The following is a 17520-nucleotide window of genomic DNA, read 5'->3' as shown; positions in this document are numbered from 1 at the left end:
TGCGCTCCGCTTCGCTACGCTTGTCCGGGACACGAGAGGGTCACGCGTAACTGCGCATCGCCTCGGCGTGGCCGCTCGCCTCAACTTCAGTCCGCGGGCGCAGCCGCGTCAGCGCCAGCATCATGCCGACACCATAGGCCAGCGACACGATCGAGGAGCCACCATAGGAGATGAAGGGCAGCGTCATGCCCTTGGCGGGGATGAGCTGGAGGTTGACCGACATGTTGATCGCGGCCTGCACGCCGAACAGGATCGCAAGGCCGGACGCCGCAAAGCGCGAGAACATGTCCTCATTGGCGTAGGCGCGCGACAGCGTGCGGATCACGACGAAAGCGAACAGCGCCAGCATCGCGAGGCACAGGATGATGCCGAATTCCTCGGCGGCAACCGCGAACACGAAGTCGGTATGACTGTCCGGCAGGCTGCGCTTGGCGATGCCCTCGCCCGGCCCGAGCCCGAACCATCCGCCGTTGTAGAAAGCTTCCATGGCGGTATCGACCTGGAAGGTGTCGCCGGAAGCCGGATTCATGAAACGCTTGATGCGGCCGGCGACGTGCGGGACGAACAGATAAGCGCTGAACAGACCGGCAGCGGCGGCGCCCGCCAGGCCGAACACCCAGATCATGCGCATGCCCGCGATGAAGAACAGCGAGCCCCACACCATCAGGATCAGCATGGTCTGACCGAAATCGGGCTCCATCACCAGCAGCGAGACCAGCATCAAGAGCAGCACCAGCGCCATCGAGGTCGCCGGCATCTCCGGCCGCCTGGTCGATTCCGCGAACAGCCAGGCGGCGATGACGACGAACGACGGCTTTGCAACTTCGGAGGCCTGGATGTTGACGCCGAGCAGCGTGATCCAGCGCCGCGATCCCTTCACTTCGGGGCCGATCGCGAGCGTCAGCACGATCAGGATGATGCTGGCCGCGAAGATGATCAGGGCCGAGCGGCGGATCGCGCGCGGCGTCAGGAAGGACACCCCGAGCAGCACCAGGCAGGACGGCGCCAGGAACATCACGTGCCGGCTGAAGAAGTGGAACGGATCGAGCCCGATGCGGGTCGCGACCGGCGGGCTCGCCGCCAGCGACAGGATCACGCCGGTGAGCATCAGCGCCAGGATGGCGCCCATCAGCGGCTTGTCGACGGTCCACCACCACTCGGAAAAGGGGGTGCGTTCTTCACGGGAGAGCATGGGCGGCCGCTTTCGGACAGAGGTCGGTCCATTGGTCGCCGAGGTTGGTTACCGGGGGGTTAAGGAAACGCGGATGTTTGGAGATAGGAGCGAGCGCCGACCTCACATGCTCGTCATGCCCCGGCTTGACCGGGGCATCCAGTACGCCGTGGCCTCCCGGCTCAAGCACCGCCTCTGGGATACTGGGTCGCCCGGTCAAGCCGGGCGACGACAGCGGAGCAAGGAGTAGCCGCGCCCTACACCACCGGCTTCACACCCGGCAGCGCCTGTACCAGCTCGCGGAACTTGGTGCCGCGGATCTCGAAATTGCGGTACTGGTCGAAGGACGCGCAGGCGGGTGACAGCAGCACCACTGCATCCGCGAGGCCCGAGGCTTCGGCATCGCGCGCGGCGTGCTCGACGGCGATGTCCAGCGTCTGGCTGATCTCGTGCGCCACCTGCGTGCCCAGCGTTCCCGAAAACTCCTGCGCGGCCTCGCCGATCAGATAGGCCTTGCGGATGCGTGGGAAGAAGCCGGTCAGGCCAGTGATGCCACCCGCCTTGGGCTTGCCGCCGGCGATCCAGAAGATTTCCGAAAAGGACGACAGCGCATGCGCCGTGGCATCCGCATTGGTGCCCTTGGAGTCGTTGACGAACAGCACGTTGCCGCGGCGGCCGACCTGCTCCATGCGATGCGCGAGGCCGGGAAAGCTGCGCAGGCCGTTCTGCAGCACATCGAGGCTGATGCCCATCGCGAGCGCGGCGGCGGCGGCGCAGGCCGCGTTCTGCGCGTTGTGCTGGCCGCGCAGCGAGCCGATGCCGCCGAGCTTTGCGACCTCGCTCCGCGCGCCGCCCGCGGTGCGCACGATGGTGCCGTGCTCGACATGGATGCCGGAGGCCAGCGGGTTCTTGACGGAGATCCGCACCACGTTCTTGCCGGCACGGTCGAGCCGGTCGGCGATGTCGCGGCAGAAGCCATCGTCGACGCCGACGATCGAGGTGCCACCCGCCTGCACGCCGGCGACGAGACGCTCCTTCACCGCAGCGTAATGCGCGAGGGTGCCGTGACGGTCGATGTGGTCCTCGCTGACATTGAGCAGGATGCCGACGGAGGGATCGAGCGAGGGCGTGAGGTCGATCTGGTAGGACGACATCTCGATGACATGGACGCGGCCCGTGCGCGGCGGCTCCAGCGACAGGATCGCGGTGCCGATATTGCCGCCCATCTGGGTGTCGTAGCCGGCGACCTTTGTGAGATGCGCAATCAGCGCCGTCGTGGTCGACTTGCCGTTGGTGCCGGTGATCGCGACGAATGGCGCGTTCGGCGCGTGCCGCCGCCGCTCGCGGCAGAACAGCTCGATATCGCCGATCACCTCGCAGCCGGCCTCGCGCGCCTTCAGCACGCTCCAGTGCGGCACCGGATGCGTCAGCGGCACGCCGGGCGCGAGCACGAGGGCTGCGAAATTCGCCCAGGAGACGTTGCGCAAATCGGCGGTGACGAAACCCGCTTGCGCGGCCTTGGCGACGTTCTCGGCACTGTCGTCGGCGGCAATCACCTCAGCGCCGCCCGCTTTCAACGCGTGACAGGACGCAAGCCCCGAGCCGCCGAGGCCGAACACCGCGACCGTCTTGCCGGCGAAGGATGTGACCGGGATCATCGATCGATCACCGCAGCTTCAGCGTCGACAAGCCGGCGAGCGCCAGCATCACCGAGATGATCCAGAACCGGATCACGATCTGCGGTTCGGTCCAGCCGAGCTGCTCGAAATGGTGATGGATCGGCGCCATCCGGAAGATGCGTTTGCCGGTGAGCTTGAACGACACCACCTGCACGATGACGGAAACCGCTTCCAGCACGAACAGGCCGCCGATCACCGCGAGCACGATCTCGTGCTTCACCGCGACCGCGATTGCGCCGAGCATGCCGCCGAGCGCGAGCGAGCCGGTGTCGCCCATGAAGATCGAGGCCGGCGGCGCGTTGAACCAGAGGAACCCGAGACCGGCGCCCAGCAGCGCGCCGCAGAGCACCGCGAGTTCGCCGGTTCCCGCGACATATTTGATCTGGAGATAGTCGGCGAACACCGCGTTGCCGGCGAGATAGGCGATCATCGCAAAGCTCGCGGTCGCGATCATCACGGGAACGATGGCAAGACCGTCGAGACCGTCGGTGAGGTTCACCGCGTTGCCGGCGCCGACGATGACGAAGGCGCCGAACACGACGAAGAACCAGCCGAAATGCAGCACGGTGTCCTTGAGGAAGGGAATCGTCAGCGCGGTCGACGCGGGATCGCGGTTCAACCGCACCAGCGCATAGCAGGCGACCAGCGCGATGGCTGCCTCGATCAGCAGGCGCAGCTTGCTGCCGAAGCCCGTCGTGGTCTGCTTGGTCACCTTGAGGTAATCGTCATAGAAACCGACGAAGCCGAAGCCGAGCGTCACCGCCAGCACGATCCAGACATAGGGGTTGAGCGGATTGGCCCACAGCACGGTGCCGACCGTGAGGCCGGACAGGATCATCAGCCCGCCCATGGTGGGCGTGCCTTTCTTGGCGAGATGCGATTGCGGGCCGTCGGTCCGGATCGGCTGGCCCTTGCCCTGACGGATGCGCAGATGGTCGATGATCCAGGGCCCGAACAGGAACACGAACAGCGCGCCGGTGACGACGGCGCCGCCGGTGCGGAAGGTGATGTAGCGGAAGACGTTCAGGAAGGTGCGAACGGCACCGAAGCCGGGAAATGTGTTGGAGAGCTCGATCAGCCAGTAAAACATTCAGACGGTCCTATGGCGCCTTTGCACGCGGCCTTGGTGTTGGCCTTGACTTGCCTCACGCGCATTCGCGGGTCTTCTTCATGGGTCGGGCGACCTCTGGGAAAACGGACGGCTTCGCGCCGCAAAGGGTGGGATTCGGGAACAGCGCCTTCCAAGCAGTTTACGCCTTTGCCTGCAAGGCGGCCACTAGGCCCGGCACAAACTTGTTGACCCAGAACATCTTCTTGCTGCCCTTGACAACCACGACATCGCCTGCCCTCAGCAGATTTGCGACCTCGCCCGGCTTCAGCGTGACGGGGTCGTCGTGCCAGCCCAGGCCCTTGCCCGCCGGCAACACCTCGTAGAGATGGCGCATCAAGGGACCTACGCAGTAAACGCCGTCGATGCCGTCGAGATGCTTGGCGAGGGCCGTATGGTAGCTTGGTGCGTCATCGCCCAGTTCCAGCATGTCGCCGAGCACCGCAATGCGACGGCCGCCGGTCACGTTGCGCGCCTGGAGGCTTTGCAGTGCAGCAGCCACGCTGGCCGGATTGCCGTTGAAACTGTCGTCGATCACGGTGACGCCGCCAATCGCCTGCTCGACGCCGCGGCCGGTCATGATGCCGACCCGGTCGAGCTTGATCGCGAGCGTCGCCGCATCGAGGTTCGCGGCGCGGATCGAAGCGAGCGCCGCAAGCGCATTCTGCACGCGGTGCGGTGCGCCCGGCGTCAGGCTGAAGGCGATCTCCTTCTTGCCGAGCGCGGCCACGACCTGCCAGCTCTCGCCATGCGGCGCGTGCGCGACCTCGTGCACCTCGGTTTTCTCGCCGAACCGTACGACCTTGCCCTTCCAGTCCGGCGCCTTGATCCCGGCAGGCAGCACCAGCACGCCATCCTCGGGCAGGCCGAGCGCGATCGACACCTTCTCGCGCCTGATGGCTTCGAGCGAGCCGAGCTTTTCCAGATGCACCGGCTGAACGTTGACGACGAGCGCGACGGTCGGCCGCGTCAGCTCGCTGAGCCGCGCGATCTCGCCGGTCTGGTTCATGCCCATCTCGACGACCCAGAGGCTGGCGTCAGGCCTCGCATTGCACAGCGTCAGCGGCACGCCCCAGAAATTGTTGAAGCTCGATGGGCTGGCATAGGCGCCGGGGTAGGCTGCAAGGAATTCCTTGGTGCTGGTCTTGCCCGCGCTGCCGGTGAGTCCGATCACCGGTCCGTTGAAACGGGCGCGTGCGGCGCGTGCGAGGCCCCAGAGACCATCGATCAGCGTGTCCTTGACGACGATCTGGGGAATGCGGATGCCGGCGATCTCATGCGGCACGATCATCGCGACCGCGCCCGATGCTTCCGCCTTGTCGGCGAACTCCCAGCCGTCGCGCGCGCTGGCGAAGGCCGAGATAAAGCCGCCGCTCGGCGTACCGCTGAGCGCGACGAACAGGCAGCCCGGCTTCACCAGGCGGCTGTCCTGGGTGACGAAGTCGATCGGCGTGTCCGGAAATGATCCCGCAGCGCCCAGCGCACGCGCCACTTCGGCAACCGTCCATATTGGCGCGCTCATGCATCCCTCGACGCTAATGCGGCGGCGACCGCCTCGTGATCACTGAAGGGCAGCACCTCGCCGCCGACGATCTGTCCGGTCTCGTGGCCCTTGCCGGCGACGAGCAGCGCATCGCCGTCTTCCAACTCCTCGATCGCGGTGCGGATCGCCGCGGCACGGTCGCCGATTTCGCGGGCACCTTTTGCAGTCGCGAGGATTTCGGCGCGAATGGCTTCCGGCTTCTCGCTGCGCGGATTGTCGTCGGTGATGATGACGCGGTCGGCGTTCTCGGCCGCGATCTCGCCCATGATCGGGCGCTTGCCGGCATCGCGATCGCCGCCCGCGCCGAACACGACGACCAGCCGGCGTTTTGCGTAAGGCCGCAAAGCCTGCAACGCCTTCTCCAACGCGTCGGGCTTGTGGGCGTAGTCGACGAAGATCGGCGCACCGTTGCGCTCGCCGACGCGCTCGAGCCGACCCTTGGCGCCTTCGAGATGTTCGAGGCTCGCAAACACGTTGGCCGGATCGCTGCCGGTGCCGATCGCCAGACCGGCCGACACCAGTGCGTTCTCGATCTGGAATTCGCCGGCCAGCGGCAGCCGGACCGCATAACGCTTGCCGCGATGTTCGACGGCAAGGACTTGCGAAAAACCTTCGACCTCGGCCGCGGCGAGACGAATGCCCGCGCCTGCCCCGTCGCCGTTGCGGCCGACCGCCATCACGCGCAGGCCGTGCGACCTGGCAGCATTGATTGCTTCCGCCGAGCAATCATGGTCGGCGGAGATCACCGCCGCGCCATCCGCCGGGACCAGTTCGCGGAACAGGCGGAGTTTTGCTGCGAGATAATGCGCGACGGTTGGATGGTAATCCATGTGGTCGCGCGAGAGATTGGTGAAGCCGCCGGCGGAGACACGCACGCCGTCGAGGCGGTACTGGTCGAGCCCGTGCGAGGACGCCTCGAAGGCGAGATGCGTCACGCCTTCGCGCGCGATCTCATCGAGCTGCCGGTGCAGCGCGATCGGATCCGGCGTCGTCAGCGAACCGTAGACGGTGCGCCTGGGCGAGACGAGACCGATGGTGCCGATGCTGGCGGAGGCATGCCCCAGCCGTTCCCAGATCTGGCGCGTGAACGCGGCGACCGAGGTCTTGCCGCTGGTGCCGGTCACCGCCGCGATGGTCGCCGGCTGTGCGGGGAAGAATTTGGCCGCGGCCAGCGCCAGCGCGCGGCGCGGATTGGCCACCGTGACGAACGGCACCTTGCTGCCATCAGGTGCATGGTCGCCGACGATCGCCACCGCGCCTGCTGCAATCGCGGCATCGACGAAGCGCGCGCCGTCGGTCTTGCTGCCCGCGAGCGCGAAGAAGAGATCACCTGACTTGACCATACGGCTGTCGAGCGCAACGCCGGTCACATCGAGCGCCGCGACAGCGGGCTCGATTGCGGCATCATTGCCTGGAACGTCCTGACCTAGGAGGTCGCGCAGCTTCATGGTCTTCCAGTCGACATGCCGTCCGGAAAGCCGGATCTTCGGAAAAGCCCCGACTCAGCAGCGGCGACGGCCCACCCCCGTTGATTACTGGGTTGTCCTGGATGCTGCAAGAATAAGGCGGTCGGACGGCGGTAGGTCAAACCGTGGCTCGATGCCCAGAAGCGGCGCGATCCGCTCGATCACCTTGCCGCCGGTCGGCACCGCGTTCCAGCCCGAGGTGATGAAACCATGCGTTTCGGGCAGCGCCTGCGGCTCGTCCAGCATGATCAGGATCTGATACTTTGGATTGTCGGAGGGCATGATCGCCGTGAAGGAGTTGAGCACCCGCTTCTTGGCGTAGCGGCCATTGATGACTTTCTCGGACGTACCGGTCTTGCCGCCGACATAATAGCCCTTGACGTCTGCCTGTCTCGCCGACCCGACCTCCGCATTGAGCCGCATCAGATACCGCATCTTGTCGCTGGTCTCTTGCTTGATCACGCGCTTGGCCATCGCCGCCGCTTCAGCTTCGCTTCGCTTCATGAAGGTCGGCGGAATCAAATAGCCACCGTTCATCAGCGCGTTGATGCCCATCACCGCCTGGAGCGGCGCCACCGACAGACCCTGGCCGAACGCGATGGTGACCGTGTTCAGCTCACTCCAGCGGCGCGGCACCAGCGGAGCCGCGCTCTCGGGCAGCTCGGTGCGCAGCCGCGTCAACTGGCCCATCTTGGCAAGGAACGCCTTGTGCGCCTCGACGCCCTGGCCGAGCGCGATCCGCGCAGCGCCGATGTTGGAGGAGTAATAGAACACTTCCTTGGTGTTGATGAAACGTCCGAGCGAATGACTGTCGTGGATGGTGAACTTGCCGTAGTGCAGGTTTCCGCGTGCATCCCACGACGAGTTCAAATTGATCTTTCCGGAATCGAGCGCCATTGCCAGCGTGAACGCCTTGAAGGTCGAGCCCATCTCGTAGACGCCCGTGGTCAGGCGGTTGATGCGGTCGGGGTCGTGCGCTTCCTTCGGATTGTTGGGATCGAAATCCGGAAGCGAGACCATCGCCACGATCTCGCCAGTCTTGACATTCGAGACGATGCCGGAGGCGGCCTTGGTGTGGTACTTCTCCTTGGCCTTCAAGAGCTCGTCGCGCAGCGCGTGCTCGACGCGCAGATCGACCGACAGCTCGATCGGCTTTTGCAGCCGGTCGGTAGCAAAGCCTGCGCGGTGGAGATCGGCGAGCCCTTGATTGTCGAGCCACTTCTCCATGCCGGCGATGCCCTGGTTGTCGATGTTGACGAGACCGATGAGGTGGGCGACCTCGTTGCCGGTCGGATAGACGCGCTTGTTCTCGCGCAGGAAGCCGATGCCGGGAATGCCGAGCTTGTGGATGTCCTGCTGCTGCTTCGGCGTGATCTCGCGCTTGAGCCAGACAAAACCCTTTCGCGCCGACAAGCGCTCGCGCACCTCGGCCTCGTCGAGGTCGGGCACGGTGGCGGTGAGAAGCTCGATCGCCTCGTCCTTGTCGATGATGCGGCGCGGCTCGCCGAACAGGCTCGCGGCCTTGACGTCGGTCGCGAGGATCGCGCCGTTGCGGTCGACGATGTCGGGCCGCGCGGTCGCGACCACCTCTTGCGCGGCAGCACGGCGCGCGCTGTGGGCGTCGGCACCGATCGCGAACATCACGAGCCGGCCGCCGATCAGGACGTAGACCGAGGTAAAGGCGATCATCGCGAGGCCAACGCGCGCGCGCGCCTTCGCGGCGCGGTCAACGTTGCGCCCGTAGAGCAGGCTGCGGATCAGCCGCTGCCGCCAGGGCTCGGGCGGCTTTTGAGTTGGCTTGGCCGGGGTCACAGCGCTCATTGCTTGTCCTCGGGTTGAGGCACGGAGCCCGTCACCGTATCCGGATCGCTCGCGGCTTCGATGGTGTTGAGCATGGCCCCGATCGGATCCGGCTCGCCCGGCCTGAACATCCGCGGCGGACGCTCCGGCAGGTTCTTCAGCGAGTCATATTGCGTACCGTTGACCGGCTTGAGCGGCAGATGCCGGTCGGACAGGCCCTGCAGGCGCAAGGGCGCATCGAGCTTGGCCCATTCGGAGCGCAGCGCCGCGATCGCATCGCGCTGCTCGCGGATCTCCGCATGCAGCCGCAGCACCTTTTCGGTGCGCGCCGTGGAGTCCATCTTGATCCGGTAGACGTAGGCCGCCGCGAAGATCAGCGCGCCGATGACGAGGAGGTGGATGAAGCGCATGCGCTAGCCGCCCCTCATCACGTCGGAGAGCTTTGGCCAGGACGAGGTCTCGCCGTCGTCGTGCGCGGGCGCATCGGTACGTTCAGCGGCGCGCAGCTTTGCGGAACGCGCGCGCGGATTATGCGCGACTTCCTCCTCACCCGCGATCACCGGCCGCCGGGTCAGCAGCTGGAAGCTCGGCGCGGTTTGCGCCACTTCCGGCAGATGCCGCGAACCGCCGCCTGTCTTGCTACGCTCGGAGAGGAAATTCTTGACGATGCGGTCTTCCAGCGAATGGAACGAGACCACCACGAGGCGGCCGTCCGGCCTGAGCACGCGCTCGGCCGCAGCGAGCGCGGTCTGGAGTTCCTCGAGCTCTTCGTTGACGAAGATGCGCAGGGCCTGGAACGTTCGCGTCGCCGGATGAATATCGCCGGGTTTCGAGCGCACGACCCTGCCGACGAGATCGGCGAGCGCGCGCGTTGTCGTGAACGGCGTCTCCTGCCGGTCGGCGACGATGGCGCGGGCGATGCGGCGCGACTGCCGCTCCTCACCAAAGAGATAGATGATGTCGGCGAGATCGCTTTCCGAGGCGCGCGCGACGATGTCGGCCGCCGTCGGCCCCGCCTGCCCCATCCGCATGTCGAGCGGACCGTCGAGACGGAAGGAGAAGCCGCGGCCGGCCTGGTCGAGCTGCATCGAGGAGACCCCGACATCCATCACGACGCCGTCGACGGCATCGACGCCCTGCGCCGCACAGACCTCGGCGAGATTGGAGAAGCGGTCCTCGACCAGCGTCAGCCGGCCCGCGGAGCGTTCGACCAACTCAGCCCCGCCGGCGATCGCCGTGCGGTCGCGATCGATCGCAATCAGCCGGGTTCCCGGCACGTCGAGGATGGCGCGGCTGTAGCCGCCGGCGCCGAAGGTGGCGTCGACATAGATCCCGCCCGCGCGCGGCGCGAGATGATCGACCGCCTCGCGGCCAAGAACGGGGATGTGCGGAACCGAACTCATGCGCCACACCCGCAGAGCGTCCTTGCGAGATCTGGGACGAGCGAGTCCATTACGCCTCGAATAATTCCGCGTCGCGGCGGTTCCACGACCCAACCCTCGTCCAGCATGGTTACCGAGCCCGGTCATCCCGGGCCGCAAACCCAGTGTTCCCAGTGGAATTTGTCGGGCAGCCATGGGATTTCGAGCCAAAATACGCTTTGGCCGCCTCCGGACGCGGGTCGGCTCTTCAATCCTCAGTAACGGCCCTTAGCGTTAAGAAAGCGTTGATCGGCTTGTTACAAGTCGAAAAGGTGACGCGTCGGTGATGCTCCATCCACACACATGCGCCAAAATGCATCCATTAACCGCGCCGCGCGATTGCGCGCGGCGGAGGGTAAAGGAATAGTAAAGAGAAGGGCTTGGCCCACTCTCTGTCCGACTTGAGCTGTCTATGTCGTCCGGTCCTTCCACGCCGTCTGGATCTGATTCGAAACGTCAACGCGTTCTCCCGGTTCCCAAGGCCGCGGCGAACACGCGGACGTTCGAGCCGGATTCCTCGATCGTCTCCGACATCATCCCTTCGCCGAACCATGGCGACCGCAACAAGGGACGGCAGCCGGATATGATCCTGCTGCACTACACCGGCATGCCCGACGTCGAGGGCGCGCTGGCGCGGCTGTGCACGGCGGGCACCGAAGTGTCGGCGCATTACGTCGTGCTGGAGGACGGCCGCATCGTGCAATGCGTGCCCGAGGCCAAGCGCGCCTGGCACGCGGGCGTCTCGTCCTGGGCCGGCGAGGACGACATCAACTCCTGCTCGATCGGCATCGAGATCATCAATCGCGGCCATGACTGGGGCTATCCGGAATATCCGTCGCGCCAGATCGCCGCCGTGATCACGTTGTGCCGCGGCATCATGCTTCGCCGCAACGTCGCCGCGCACCGGGTGCTCGGCCATTCCGACGTCGCGCCGGCGCGCAAGAAGGATCCCGGCGAGAAATTTCCGTGGCATTCGCTGGCCAATTCCGGCGTCGGACACTGGGTGACGCCCGCGCCGGTCGTGCGCGGCGAGAGCCTGATGCTCGGCACCATCAGCGACGAGGTGCTGAGCCTGCAGCAGGCGCTCGCCCGATACGGCTACGGCGTGCCGCTCACCGGCAAATACGACGCCGCGACGATGGAAGTCGTCACCGCCTTCCAGCGCCATTTCCGCCCGGCGCGGCTCGATGGTGTCGCGGATCACTCGACGCTGTCGACATTGCAGGCGTTGCTCGCAAGCCTGCCGACGGATGCGACGGCAGTCGCGGCGAAGTAACGGCGCAAGCCACACACTCCGGTCATTGCGAGCGCAGCGAAGCAATCCAGACTGCCTCCGCGGAAAGAGTCTGGATTGCTTCGTCGCTTCGCTCCTCGCAATGACGGAATGCGTGGCGACTACTCCATCTCCCGCATCCGTCGCGCATAGAGCCGCCGCAACGGCTCCAGCTGCGTCGCCGCCGTCGCGGCGACATACGCCTCGCGCGCTTCGTCCTTGCGCCCAAGCCGTCGCAACAGATCCGCGCGCACCGCAGGCAACAGCTCGTAGCCGCCAAGCCCGCCGCGCGCGGTGATCGCGTCGACGAGATCGAGCGCGCGCGCCGGGCCGTCGACCATCGAGACTGCGGCGGCGTGGTTAAGCTCGATCACCGGCGACGGATTGATGCGCAAGAGCACTTCGTAGAGGCCAGCGATCTGCGGCCAGTCGGTCTGCTCGTAGCTCGGCGCACGGGCATGCAGCGCGGCGATCGCGGCCTGCACAGCATAGGGCTGCGGGCGGCCAGGCACGCGGAGCGCGTCGTCCACGAGACGCAGACCTTCCTCGATCTGCACACAATTCCAGAGCGAACGATCCTGCTCTTCCAGCAGAACGACGTCGCCGGCTGTGGTCTCGCGCCCGGCACGGCGCGCATCGTGCAGTAACATCAAGGCGAGCAGGCCTTTGATCCCGGCGCGATCCGGCATCAGCCGGTCGAGCAACCGGCCGAGCCTGATCGCTTCGACCGCGAGATCGGGCCGCATCAAATCCGCGCCCGAGGTCGCAACATAGCCTTCGGTGAAGACGAGATAGATCACGGCGAGCACGCCGTTGAGCCGCGGCGCAAGCGCGGCGTGCTCGGGCACTTCATAAGGAATGCCGGCGAGCCTGATCTTCTGCTTGGCGCGGACGAGGCGCTGCGCCATCGCATCCTCGCCGACGAGAAAGGCGCGCGCGACCTGCGCCATGGACAGCCCGCAGACGGTGCGCAGCGTCAGCGCGACCTGGACCTCGATGGCGAAGGCTGGATGGCAGCACGTGAAGATCAGCCGCAGCATATCGTCATCGAACGTTGCTGGCGGCTCGTCGCGCGCCTGCGCGTTGAACTCGAGCTCATGCACGAGCGCCCGCTGCTTGCCGCGGAACACGGCCTGCCGCCGGATGCGATCGATCGCCTTGTTGCGACCGACATTGACCAGCCAGGCGCGCGGATTATCGGGCACCTCGCCCGCCGACCAGCGCTCCAGCGCGACCGCGAAGGCATCCTGGAGCGCGTCCTCGGCGAGATCGAAATCGCCGACGAGGCGGATCAGCGTGGCAAGCACCCGCCCCGCCTCGTCGCGAAAAATCCGAGCGATGTCGGCAGGACAGATCACTTGTAGATCATGACCGGCCTGACTTCGATGGATCCCTCTTTGGCCTCGGGAATCCGAGCAGCCAGTCCGACGGCGGTGTCCAGATCCTTGGCCTCGACCAGATAGTAGCCGGCGAGTTGCTCGCGAGTCTCCGCGAAGGGACCGTCGGTCGTCAGGGTCTTGCCCTCGCGCACGCGCACGGTGGTCGCCGTCGTGGTCGGCTGAAGCCCGTCGCCGGCCTTGAAATGGCCGCTCTGGACGATGGACTGCGTGTAAGTGCCGTACTCCGCCGACAGCGCCTGACGGTCCGCGGGGGACATGTTGATCATTTTCGCTTCGTTCCGGTAGATCAGCAGTAGGTACTGCATGGCTTACTCCTGTTGTTCGGCCTGATTGCCGACATCCAGTCGAACGGGGCCAACATCAAACGACATCCTCGGGATAATTATTCGATATCAGGGGACGAGATCATTTGTAGATCATCACGGGCCTGACTTCGATCGAGCCGTCCCTGGCTCCGGGAATCCGCGCGGCCATCGCGATCGCTGCGTCGAGGTCTCTCGCCTCGACGAGATAATAGCCGCCGAGTTGCTCGCGGGTCTCGGCGAACGGACCATCGGTCGCGAGTACCTTGCCGTCGCGAACGCGAACGGTGGTCGCAGTCGAGGTCGGCTGGAGCCCGTCGCCGGCCTTGAAGTTGCCGCTCTGGACGATGGACTGGGTGTAGGCGGAATACTCCGCCAACAGCTTCTGGTAATCTGCGGGGTCCATCTTGCTCTGTTGAGCTTCGTTCCGGTAGATCAGCAGCAAATACTGCATCGCTTAACTCCTGTTGCTCGGCTGGATTGCCGGCATCCAGTCGAACCGGGCCCACGCCCAACGACATGTTCAGGATAAATTATTCGCAGCCGGCGTGCGCGGCGATCTCTGCTTGACGGAACCGTCACAAATGCCCCATGCGTAGCCGGTCAGTCGGCCGGACGGCCGCTCCGGCAGGTGCCGAAAGGCCGCCGGGGAGGAAAGTCCGGGCTCCCTTGACATACGGTGCCGGATAACGTCCGGCGGGGGCAACCCCAGGGAAAGTGCCACAGAGAACGAACCGCCCGCCGACGCCCCTTCGGGGCTCTGGCGCGGCAAGCCCTCGGGCCTGCCGTGCCGTAGCAGCGCAAGCTGCGTAGGCAGGTAAGGGTGAAAAGGTGCGGTAAGAGCGCACCGCGGCTCCGGCAACGGAGCCGGCATGGTAAACCCCACCGGGAGCAAAACCGAATAGGGACGGCGTAGCGGGCTGTTCGCGCAAGCGATAACGCCGCGGGGCGATGTCAGGCCCGCCGTCCGGGTAGGTTGCTCGAGGCCATGTGCAAACATGGTCCCAGAGGAATGGCCGTCACGTATCGTTCGCGCAAGCGGACGGTGCCTTACAGAACCCGGCTTACAGGCCGGCTGATATCTTGCAACGAGGGGTTCGATGCTGACCGCATCGAGCCCCTCACCATTTTGACCCGGCTGTCATTCCGGGGCGTGCGCAGCACGAGCCCGGAATCCATTCATCCACCGACTCTGCCGCCTGATGGATTCCGGGCTCTCGCTTCGCGAGCCCCGGAATGACGGCTGCGAACTAAGCGACAATCTCGTTCAACACGCCCATCAAAGCCTCGGGCGCCGTCACGTTCGGCGCATGACTCGCATCGAGCTCGAAATAGCGCCAGCCCTCCTCGTTCTTCGTGCGCTTCGCGAACTGCCCGAACACATCGCCCGGCGGAATGCGCCTGCAATAGATGTAGCTGCGCGGCATCGCCGGCTCGCCATGCTCGAGCTTGAGCCTCGTCTCGAAACATTTGATCGGCATGTTGATGCGGCGCGCATTGAGCCAGTCGAGATCGGCCTGCGGCGTATCCGGCGGCGGTGGATTCGGCGGGATGCGGTAGCCGTCGCCCGCGGCAGTCGCCTTGCGCATCGGCTCGCGGCCGCCCTCGTTGAGATCGAACAGCGACTGGCCGTCACGCGGCACGAAGGCGTCGAGATAGATCAGTTGCGTGACGCGCTCGCGCGCGCGGTCGGCAACACCGGTCGCGACCATGCCGCCATAGCTGTGGCCGAGCAGCACGATGTCGTCGAGGTCCTCGAACTTGATGACGTTGAGGATGTCCTGGATGTGCGTATCCAGATCGATCGCGGGACTGGCCAGATGCGCGCGCTCGCCAAGCCCGGTGAAGGTCGGCGCCACCAGGCGGTGGCCGGCCTGCGCCATCAGCGGATGCATCTTCTTCCAGGCCCATCCGCCGGACCATGCGCCATGACAGAGCAGAAAAGTCTTCGCGCGTGCGGCCATCGGCATTTCCATCGTTCTTGTTTCTACGATGGAGTGTAGCCGCCGCGCGCGCGATGTAAACGCTGCGGCCCCTCAGGCCGCGCGGGTGTTCACCTTCACGAGGACGGGCGCGACGGCCTCGCGGCGCAGCTTGCCCGCCTCAAAACCATGCATGCCGATCTGCCATTGCAGGCCGACGATGGCGCCCTTGGTCGGTTGCAGCAGCGCGAGCGAAGCGAACAGCGTTACCGGCAACCACACGGCCAGTTGCAGCCAGACCGCCGGCGCGTAGGCCGTCTCGACCGCGAGGATCGCCGGCACCACGAGATGGCCGACTACGACCATCACCAGATAAGCCGGGAAGTCATCGGCGCGCTGGTGAAACAGCTCCTCGCCGCAATGGTCGCAGCTGTCGGCCACTTTCAGGAAGCGCCCGAACATATGTCCTTCGCCGCAGTTCGGGCACTTGCCCAAGAAGCCGCGCCACATCGCCTTCGTGAGAGAGACTGAACCGGTTGCCATGACAGCACCTCTTCCTTTTCGCTGATCCATACAATAATATCTTGTATCCATACATTCAAAGGATATGGGCCTAAATTGCATGGATTGGACCCCTACAATCTCGGAGCTGAGCGGGCCGCGCTACCAGCGCATCGTCGAGGCCATGGAGGCCGACATCGCCGCGGGCCGGCTGGTGCGCGGCCAGCAGCTGCCGACGCAGCGCGCGCTGGCGAAGGCCCTCGGCATCGACCTCACCACGGTGACGCGTGCCTACACCGAGGCGCGGCGCCGCGGCATCATGGAAGCCCGGGTCGGACAAGGCTCATTCGTATCCGAGACCAGCGCGCGCCGCGCGGTCGACATGCCGCACCCGGTCGCGATCGACCTCTCGATGAACGTGCCGCCGCATCCGCTCGAAGCGCAACTCGATGAGCGGATCATTGCCGGGATGGAAGCCATCCGCGCGCAATCGGGCCTGACGGCGCATCTCAACTATCAGCCGCCCGGCGGCAGCGCGCATGAGCGCGAGGTCGCGGCCCGCTGGATGCGTGCACGCGTTTCGCACGCACACGCCGACAGGCTCGTGATCTTTCCCGGTACGCAGACGATCCTGTTCAACCTGCTCGCTCAGCTCGCGCGGCCCGGCGACGTCGTGCTGACGGAAGCCCTCACCTTCCCCGGCATCAAGGCCGCCGCGGCGCGGCTCGGCGTCAAGCTCGTCGGTGTCGCCATGGATGATGGCGGCATCCTGCCCGATGCGCTGGCGAAGACCTGTCGCGCGCACAGGCCGAAGGCCGTCTATCTCATTCCGACGCTGCACAATCCGACCACCGCGACGCTTTCCGCCGAGCGGCGCAACGCCATCGCAAAGATCATCAGCGATGCCGATACGGCGCTGATCGAGGACGATGCCTATGGGCTGCTCGACCGTTCGGCATCGCCGATCGCAAACCTCATTCCGGAGCGGACCTATCTCGCGACCACGCTGTCGAAATGCATCGCGCCGGCGCTGCGCGTCGCCTATCTCTTGACGCCCGACGACGCCGCGCAGCGCGACATGCGTGCCGGCCTGCAGGCCACCGTGCAGATGCCGGCGCCGCTGATGGTCGCGCTGGTGACGCATTGGATCGAGAACGGCATCGCCGATCGCATCATCACCGCCATCCGCAACGAGGCGATCGGCCGCCAGCAGCTTGCGCAGCGCGCGCTGAAAGGCATTCAATTCCTGGCCAAGCCCGCCGCCCATCATCTCTGGCTGCGGCTGCCGGAGGGCCGCCCCGACGTCGCCGCGCATCTGTTGCGGAATGGACTTGCAGTCGTCGCCGGCGACGCTTTCACCGTGGACGGAACACCGCCGCATGCCGCGCGCGTCTCGCTCGGCGCCGCGCGCAATCGATCGGAGCTGACGGAAGCGCTGCGCATCCTGGTCGGCGCGCTGCACAGGCCGGCCGACACGAGGCAGATCGTCTAGGCTCTTCTTATCGGTGGTGACGGCGGTGGCGCGGGCGAACGACCGGCGTCACGCCTGACGAATAAGCCGCATAGGCCTCGCTCGGTGCCACTGTCTCGCCACGAGCCGCGCGCGCCGCAGGCGTGAGCTGGCCGCCGTTCAGCACATCGCGGTCGGGATGGGCGGCCTGATAGGCCGCGGGTTCGGAGAACTGCGCCTGCGCCATCGTCGGCATCAGGGCCGCCGCAGACAGCAGCGCGGCTGCAACGGCAATCTTCGTGCGGGTCATGGTCGTTCTCCATCATCTCGTTCGGGGAAAGGCCAATGAGAGCGCATCATGGCGTCGGGCAGGCCCCCGGATTGAAGTATGGTCATCATGTAGGCCTGCCTTTGGCGAAAGCCCGCGGTTGGGGATCACGCTTGCGTGCGGTTTTGGAATTGACCTGCACGGCCGCAGCCGTGC

16 protein-coding genes and 1 other RNA gene are annotated in these 17520 nt (G+C 65.8%); 3 read left to right on the top strand and 14 right to left on the bottom strand.

Translation table 11 applies throughout. The features are described 5' to 3' along the window. Positions 1-40: 40 nt before the first annotated feature. The 8 genes from ftsW to rsmH all read right to left on the bottom strand — a co-directional run bounded on the left by ftsW (position 41) and on the right by rsmH (position 10170). Positions 41-1192 (bottom strand): putative lipid II flippase FtsW, encoded by a 1152-nt coding sequence (gene ftsW / locus AB7G19_RS09635; protein ID WP_063981538.1) that lies wholly within the window; start codon positions 1190-1192, stop codon positions 41-43. Between the two features lie 236 nt (positions 1193-1428). After that, the gene (murD, locus tag AB7G19_RS09630; protein ID WP_085399275.1) at positions 1429-2829 is read right to left on the bottom strand and encodes a UDP-N-acetylmuramoyl-L-alanine--D-glutamate ligase; all 1401 of its coding nucleotides are present in this window, start codon (positions 2827-2829) and stop codon (positions 1429-1431) included. Positions 2830-2836: 7 nt separating this feature from the next. Then, positions 2837-3940: a phospho-N-acetylmuramoyl-pentapeptide-transferase gene (gene mraY / locus AB7G19_RS09625; protein WP_014492955.1), complete on the bottom strand. Its 1104-nt coding sequence runs from the start codon at positions 3938-3940 to the stop codon at positions 2837-2839. Between the two features lie 160 nt (positions 3941-4100). Continuing rightward, on the bottom strand, positions 4101-5480 hold the full coding sequence (locus AB7G19_RS09620) for a UDP-N-acetylmuramoyl-tripeptide--D-alanyl-D-alanine ligase (RefSeq protein ID WP_085399274.1): 1380 nt from the start codon (positions 5478-5480) through the stop codon (positions 4101-4103). Continuing rightward, on the bottom strand, positions 5477-6949 hold the full coding sequence (locus tag AB7G19_RS09615) for a UDP-N-acetylmuramoyl-L-alanyl-D-glutamate--2,6-diaminopimelate ligase (protein ID WP_085399273.1): 1473 nt from the start codon (positions 6947-6949) through the stop codon (positions 5477-5479). The genes AB7G19_RS09620 and AB7G19_RS09615 overlap by 4 nt, the downstream gene beginning before the upstream one ends. Positions 6950-7033: 84 nt before the next feature. After that, positions 7034-8788 (bottom strand): peptidoglycan D,D-transpeptidase FtsI family protein, encoded by a 1755-nt coding sequence (locus AB7G19_RS09610; protein WP_071910386.1) that lies wholly within the window; start codon positions 8786-8788, stop codon positions 7034-7036. Beyond that, entirely contained in the window at positions 8785-9177 is a 393-nt protein-coding gene (gene ftsL, locus AB7G19_RS09605) for a cell division protein FtsL (protein WP_014492951.1), read from the bottom strand. The genes AB7G19_RS09610 and ftsL overlap by 4 nt, the downstream gene beginning before the upstream one ends. 3 nt (positions 9178-9180) lie before the next feature. After that, a complete protein-coding gene (gene rsmH, locus AB7G19_RS09600; RefSeq protein WP_085399272.1) occupies positions 9181-10170 on the bottom strand; it encodes a 16S rRNA (cytosine(1402)-N(4))-methyltransferase RsmH in 990 nt (329 codons plus the stop codon). A 430-nt stretch (positions 10171-10600) separates the two neighbouring features. On the opposite strand from rsmH, the gene AB7G19_RS09595 reads away from it, so the two are divergent. Then, entirely contained in the window at positions 10601-11464 is an 864-nt protein-coding gene (locus AB7G19_RS09595) for an N-acetylmuramoyl-L-alanine amidase (protein WP_193560871.1), read from the top strand. A 119-nt stretch (positions 11465-11583) separates the two neighbouring features. Here the strand turns inward: AB7G19_RS09595 and AB7G19_RS09590 are convergent, their stop codons facing one another. The 3 genes from AB7G19_RS09590 to AB7G19_RS09580 form a co-directional block, all read right to left on the bottom strand. After that, positions 11584-12819 (bottom strand): RNA polymerase sigma factor, encoded by a 1236-nt coding sequence (locus AB7G19_RS09590; protein WP_094183898.1) that lies wholly within the window; start codon positions 12817-12819, stop codon positions 11584-11586. After that, positions 12816-13166, bottom strand: a complete 351-nt coding sequence (locus AB7G19_RS09585; RefSeq protein ID WP_063981533.1) for a YciI family protein — start codon at positions 13164-13166, stop codon at positions 12816-12818. Before AB7G19_RS09585 ends, AB7G19_RS09590 begins: the two co-directional genes overlap by 4 nt. 100 nt (positions 13167-13266) lie before the next feature. Beyond that, complete coding sequence (locus AB7G19_RS09580) at positions 13267-13617, bottom strand: YciI family protein (RefSeq protein ID WP_063981532.1); 351 nt, start codon at positions 13615-13617, stop codon at positions 13267-13269. 149 nt (positions 13618-13766) lie between these two features. Between AB7G19_RS09580 and rnpB the strand changes: the two genes are divergently transcribed. Further along, positions 13767-14246, top strand: an RNA gene (rnpB, locus tag AB7G19_RS09575) — RNase P RNA component class A. A gap of 167 nt (positions 14247-14413) precedes the next feature. Here the strand turns inward: rnpB and AB7G19_RS09570 are convergent. Then, positions 14414-15127, bottom strand: coding sequence for an alpha/beta fold hydrolase (locus tag AB7G19_RS09570; protein ID WP_085399286.1), 714 nt, complete (start codon positions 15125-15127; stop codon positions 14414-14416). A gap of 72 nt (positions 15128-15199) precedes the next feature. Next, a complete protein-coding gene (locus AB7G19_RS09565; protein WP_071910384.1) occupies positions 15200-15658 on the bottom strand; it encodes a DUF983 domain-containing protein in 459 nt (152 codons plus the stop codon). A 49-nt stretch (positions 15659-15707) separates the two neighbouring features. Here AB7G19_RS09565 and AB7G19_RS09560 point away from each other — a divergent pair, with 49 nt between their 5' ends. Next, positions 15708-17078 (top strand): aminotransferase-like domain-containing protein, encoded by a 1371-nt coding sequence (locus tag AB7G19_RS09560; protein ID WP_167767958.1) that lies wholly within the window; start codon positions 15708-15710, stop codon positions 17076-17078. 7 nt (positions 17079-17085) lie between these two features. Here the strand turns inward: AB7G19_RS09560 and AB7G19_RS09555 are convergent, their stop codons facing one another. Beyond that, a complete protein-coding gene (locus tag AB7G19_RS09555) occupies positions 17086-17346 on the bottom strand; it encodes a hypothetical protein (protein WP_085399270.1) in 261 nt (86 codons plus the stop codon). Between the last annotated feature and the right edge of the window lie 174 nt (positions 17347-17520).

The organism is Bradyrhizobium sp. 215_C5_N1_1 (assembly GCF_052075935.1).
Taxonomy (GTDB): Bacteria; Pseudomonadota; Alphaproteobacteria; order Rhizobiales; family Xanthobacteraceae; genus Bradyrhizobium; species Bradyrhizobium barranii.
Note: the sequence above shows the minus strand (reverse complement) of the source record. Positions and strands in the feature narration are given on the sequence as shown.

What these genes read in the sequence shown, in the direction of transcription:
- AB7G19_RS09560 (WP_167767958.1), top strand. Translation starts at nt 15,708, where the DNA reads ATGGATTGGACCCCTACAATCTCGGAGCTGAGCGGGCCGCGCTACCAG.
- ftsW (WP_063981538.1), bottom strand. Translation starts at nt 1,192, where the DNA reads ATGCTCTCCCGTGAAGAACGCACCCCCTTTTCCGAGTGGTGGTGGACC.
- AB7G19_RS09620 (WP_085399274.1), bottom strand. Translation starts at nt 5,480, where the DNA reads ATGAGCGCGCCAATATGGACGGTTGCCGAAGTGGCGCGTGCGCTGGGC.
- mraY (WP_014492955.1), bottom strand. Translation starts at nt 3,940, where the DNA reads ATGTTTTACTGGCTGATCGAGCTCTCCAACACATTTCCCGGCTTCGGT.
- AB7G19_RS09615 (WP_085399273.1), bottom strand. Translation starts at nt 6,949, where the DNA reads ATGAAGCTGCGCGACCTCCTAGGTCAGGACGTTCCAGGCAATGATGCC.
- ftsL (WP_014492951.1), bottom strand. Translation starts at nt 9,177, where the DNA reads ATGCGCTTCATCCACCTCCTCGTCATCGGCGCGCTGATCTTCGCGGCG.
- AB7G19_RS09595 (WP_193560871.1), top strand. Translation starts at nt 10,601, where the DNA reads ATGTCGTCCGGTCCTTCCACGCCGTCTGGATCTGATTCGAAACGTCAA.
- AB7G19_RS09580 (WP_063981532.1), bottom strand. Translation starts at nt 13,617, where the DNA reads ATGCAGTATTTGCTGCTGATCTACCGGAACGAAGCTCAACAGAGCAAG.
- AB7G19_RS09555 (WP_085399270.1), bottom strand. Translation starts at nt 17,346, where the DNA reads ATGACCCGCACGAAGATTGCCGTTGCAGCCGCGCTGCTGTCTGCGGCG.
- AB7G19_RS09610 (WP_071910386.1), bottom strand. Translation starts at nt 8,788, where the DNA reads ATGAGCGCTGTGACCCCGGCCAAGCCAACTCAAAAGCCGCCCGAGCCC.
- AB7G19_RS09585 (WP_063981533.1), bottom strand. Translation starts at nt 13,166, where the DNA reads ATGCAGTACCTACTGCTGATCTACCGGAACGAAGCGAAAATGATCAAC.
- rsmH (WP_085399272.1), bottom strand. Translation starts at nt 10,170, where the DNA reads ATGAGTTCGGTTCCGCACATCCCCGTTCTTGGCCGCGAGGCGGTCGAT.
- AB7G19_RS09570 (WP_085399286.1), bottom strand. Translation starts at nt 15,127, where the DNA reads ATGGCCGCACGCGCGAAGACTTTTCTGCTCTGTCATGGCGCATGGTCC.
- AB7G19_RS09565 (WP_071910384.1), bottom strand. Translation starts at nt 15,658, where the DNA reads ATGGATCAGCGAAAAGGAAGAGGTGCTGTCATGGCAACCGGTTCAGTC.
- murD (WP_085399275.1), bottom strand. Translation starts at nt 2,829, where the DNA reads ATGATCCCGGTCACATCCTTCGCCGGCAAGACGGTCGCGGTGTTCGGC.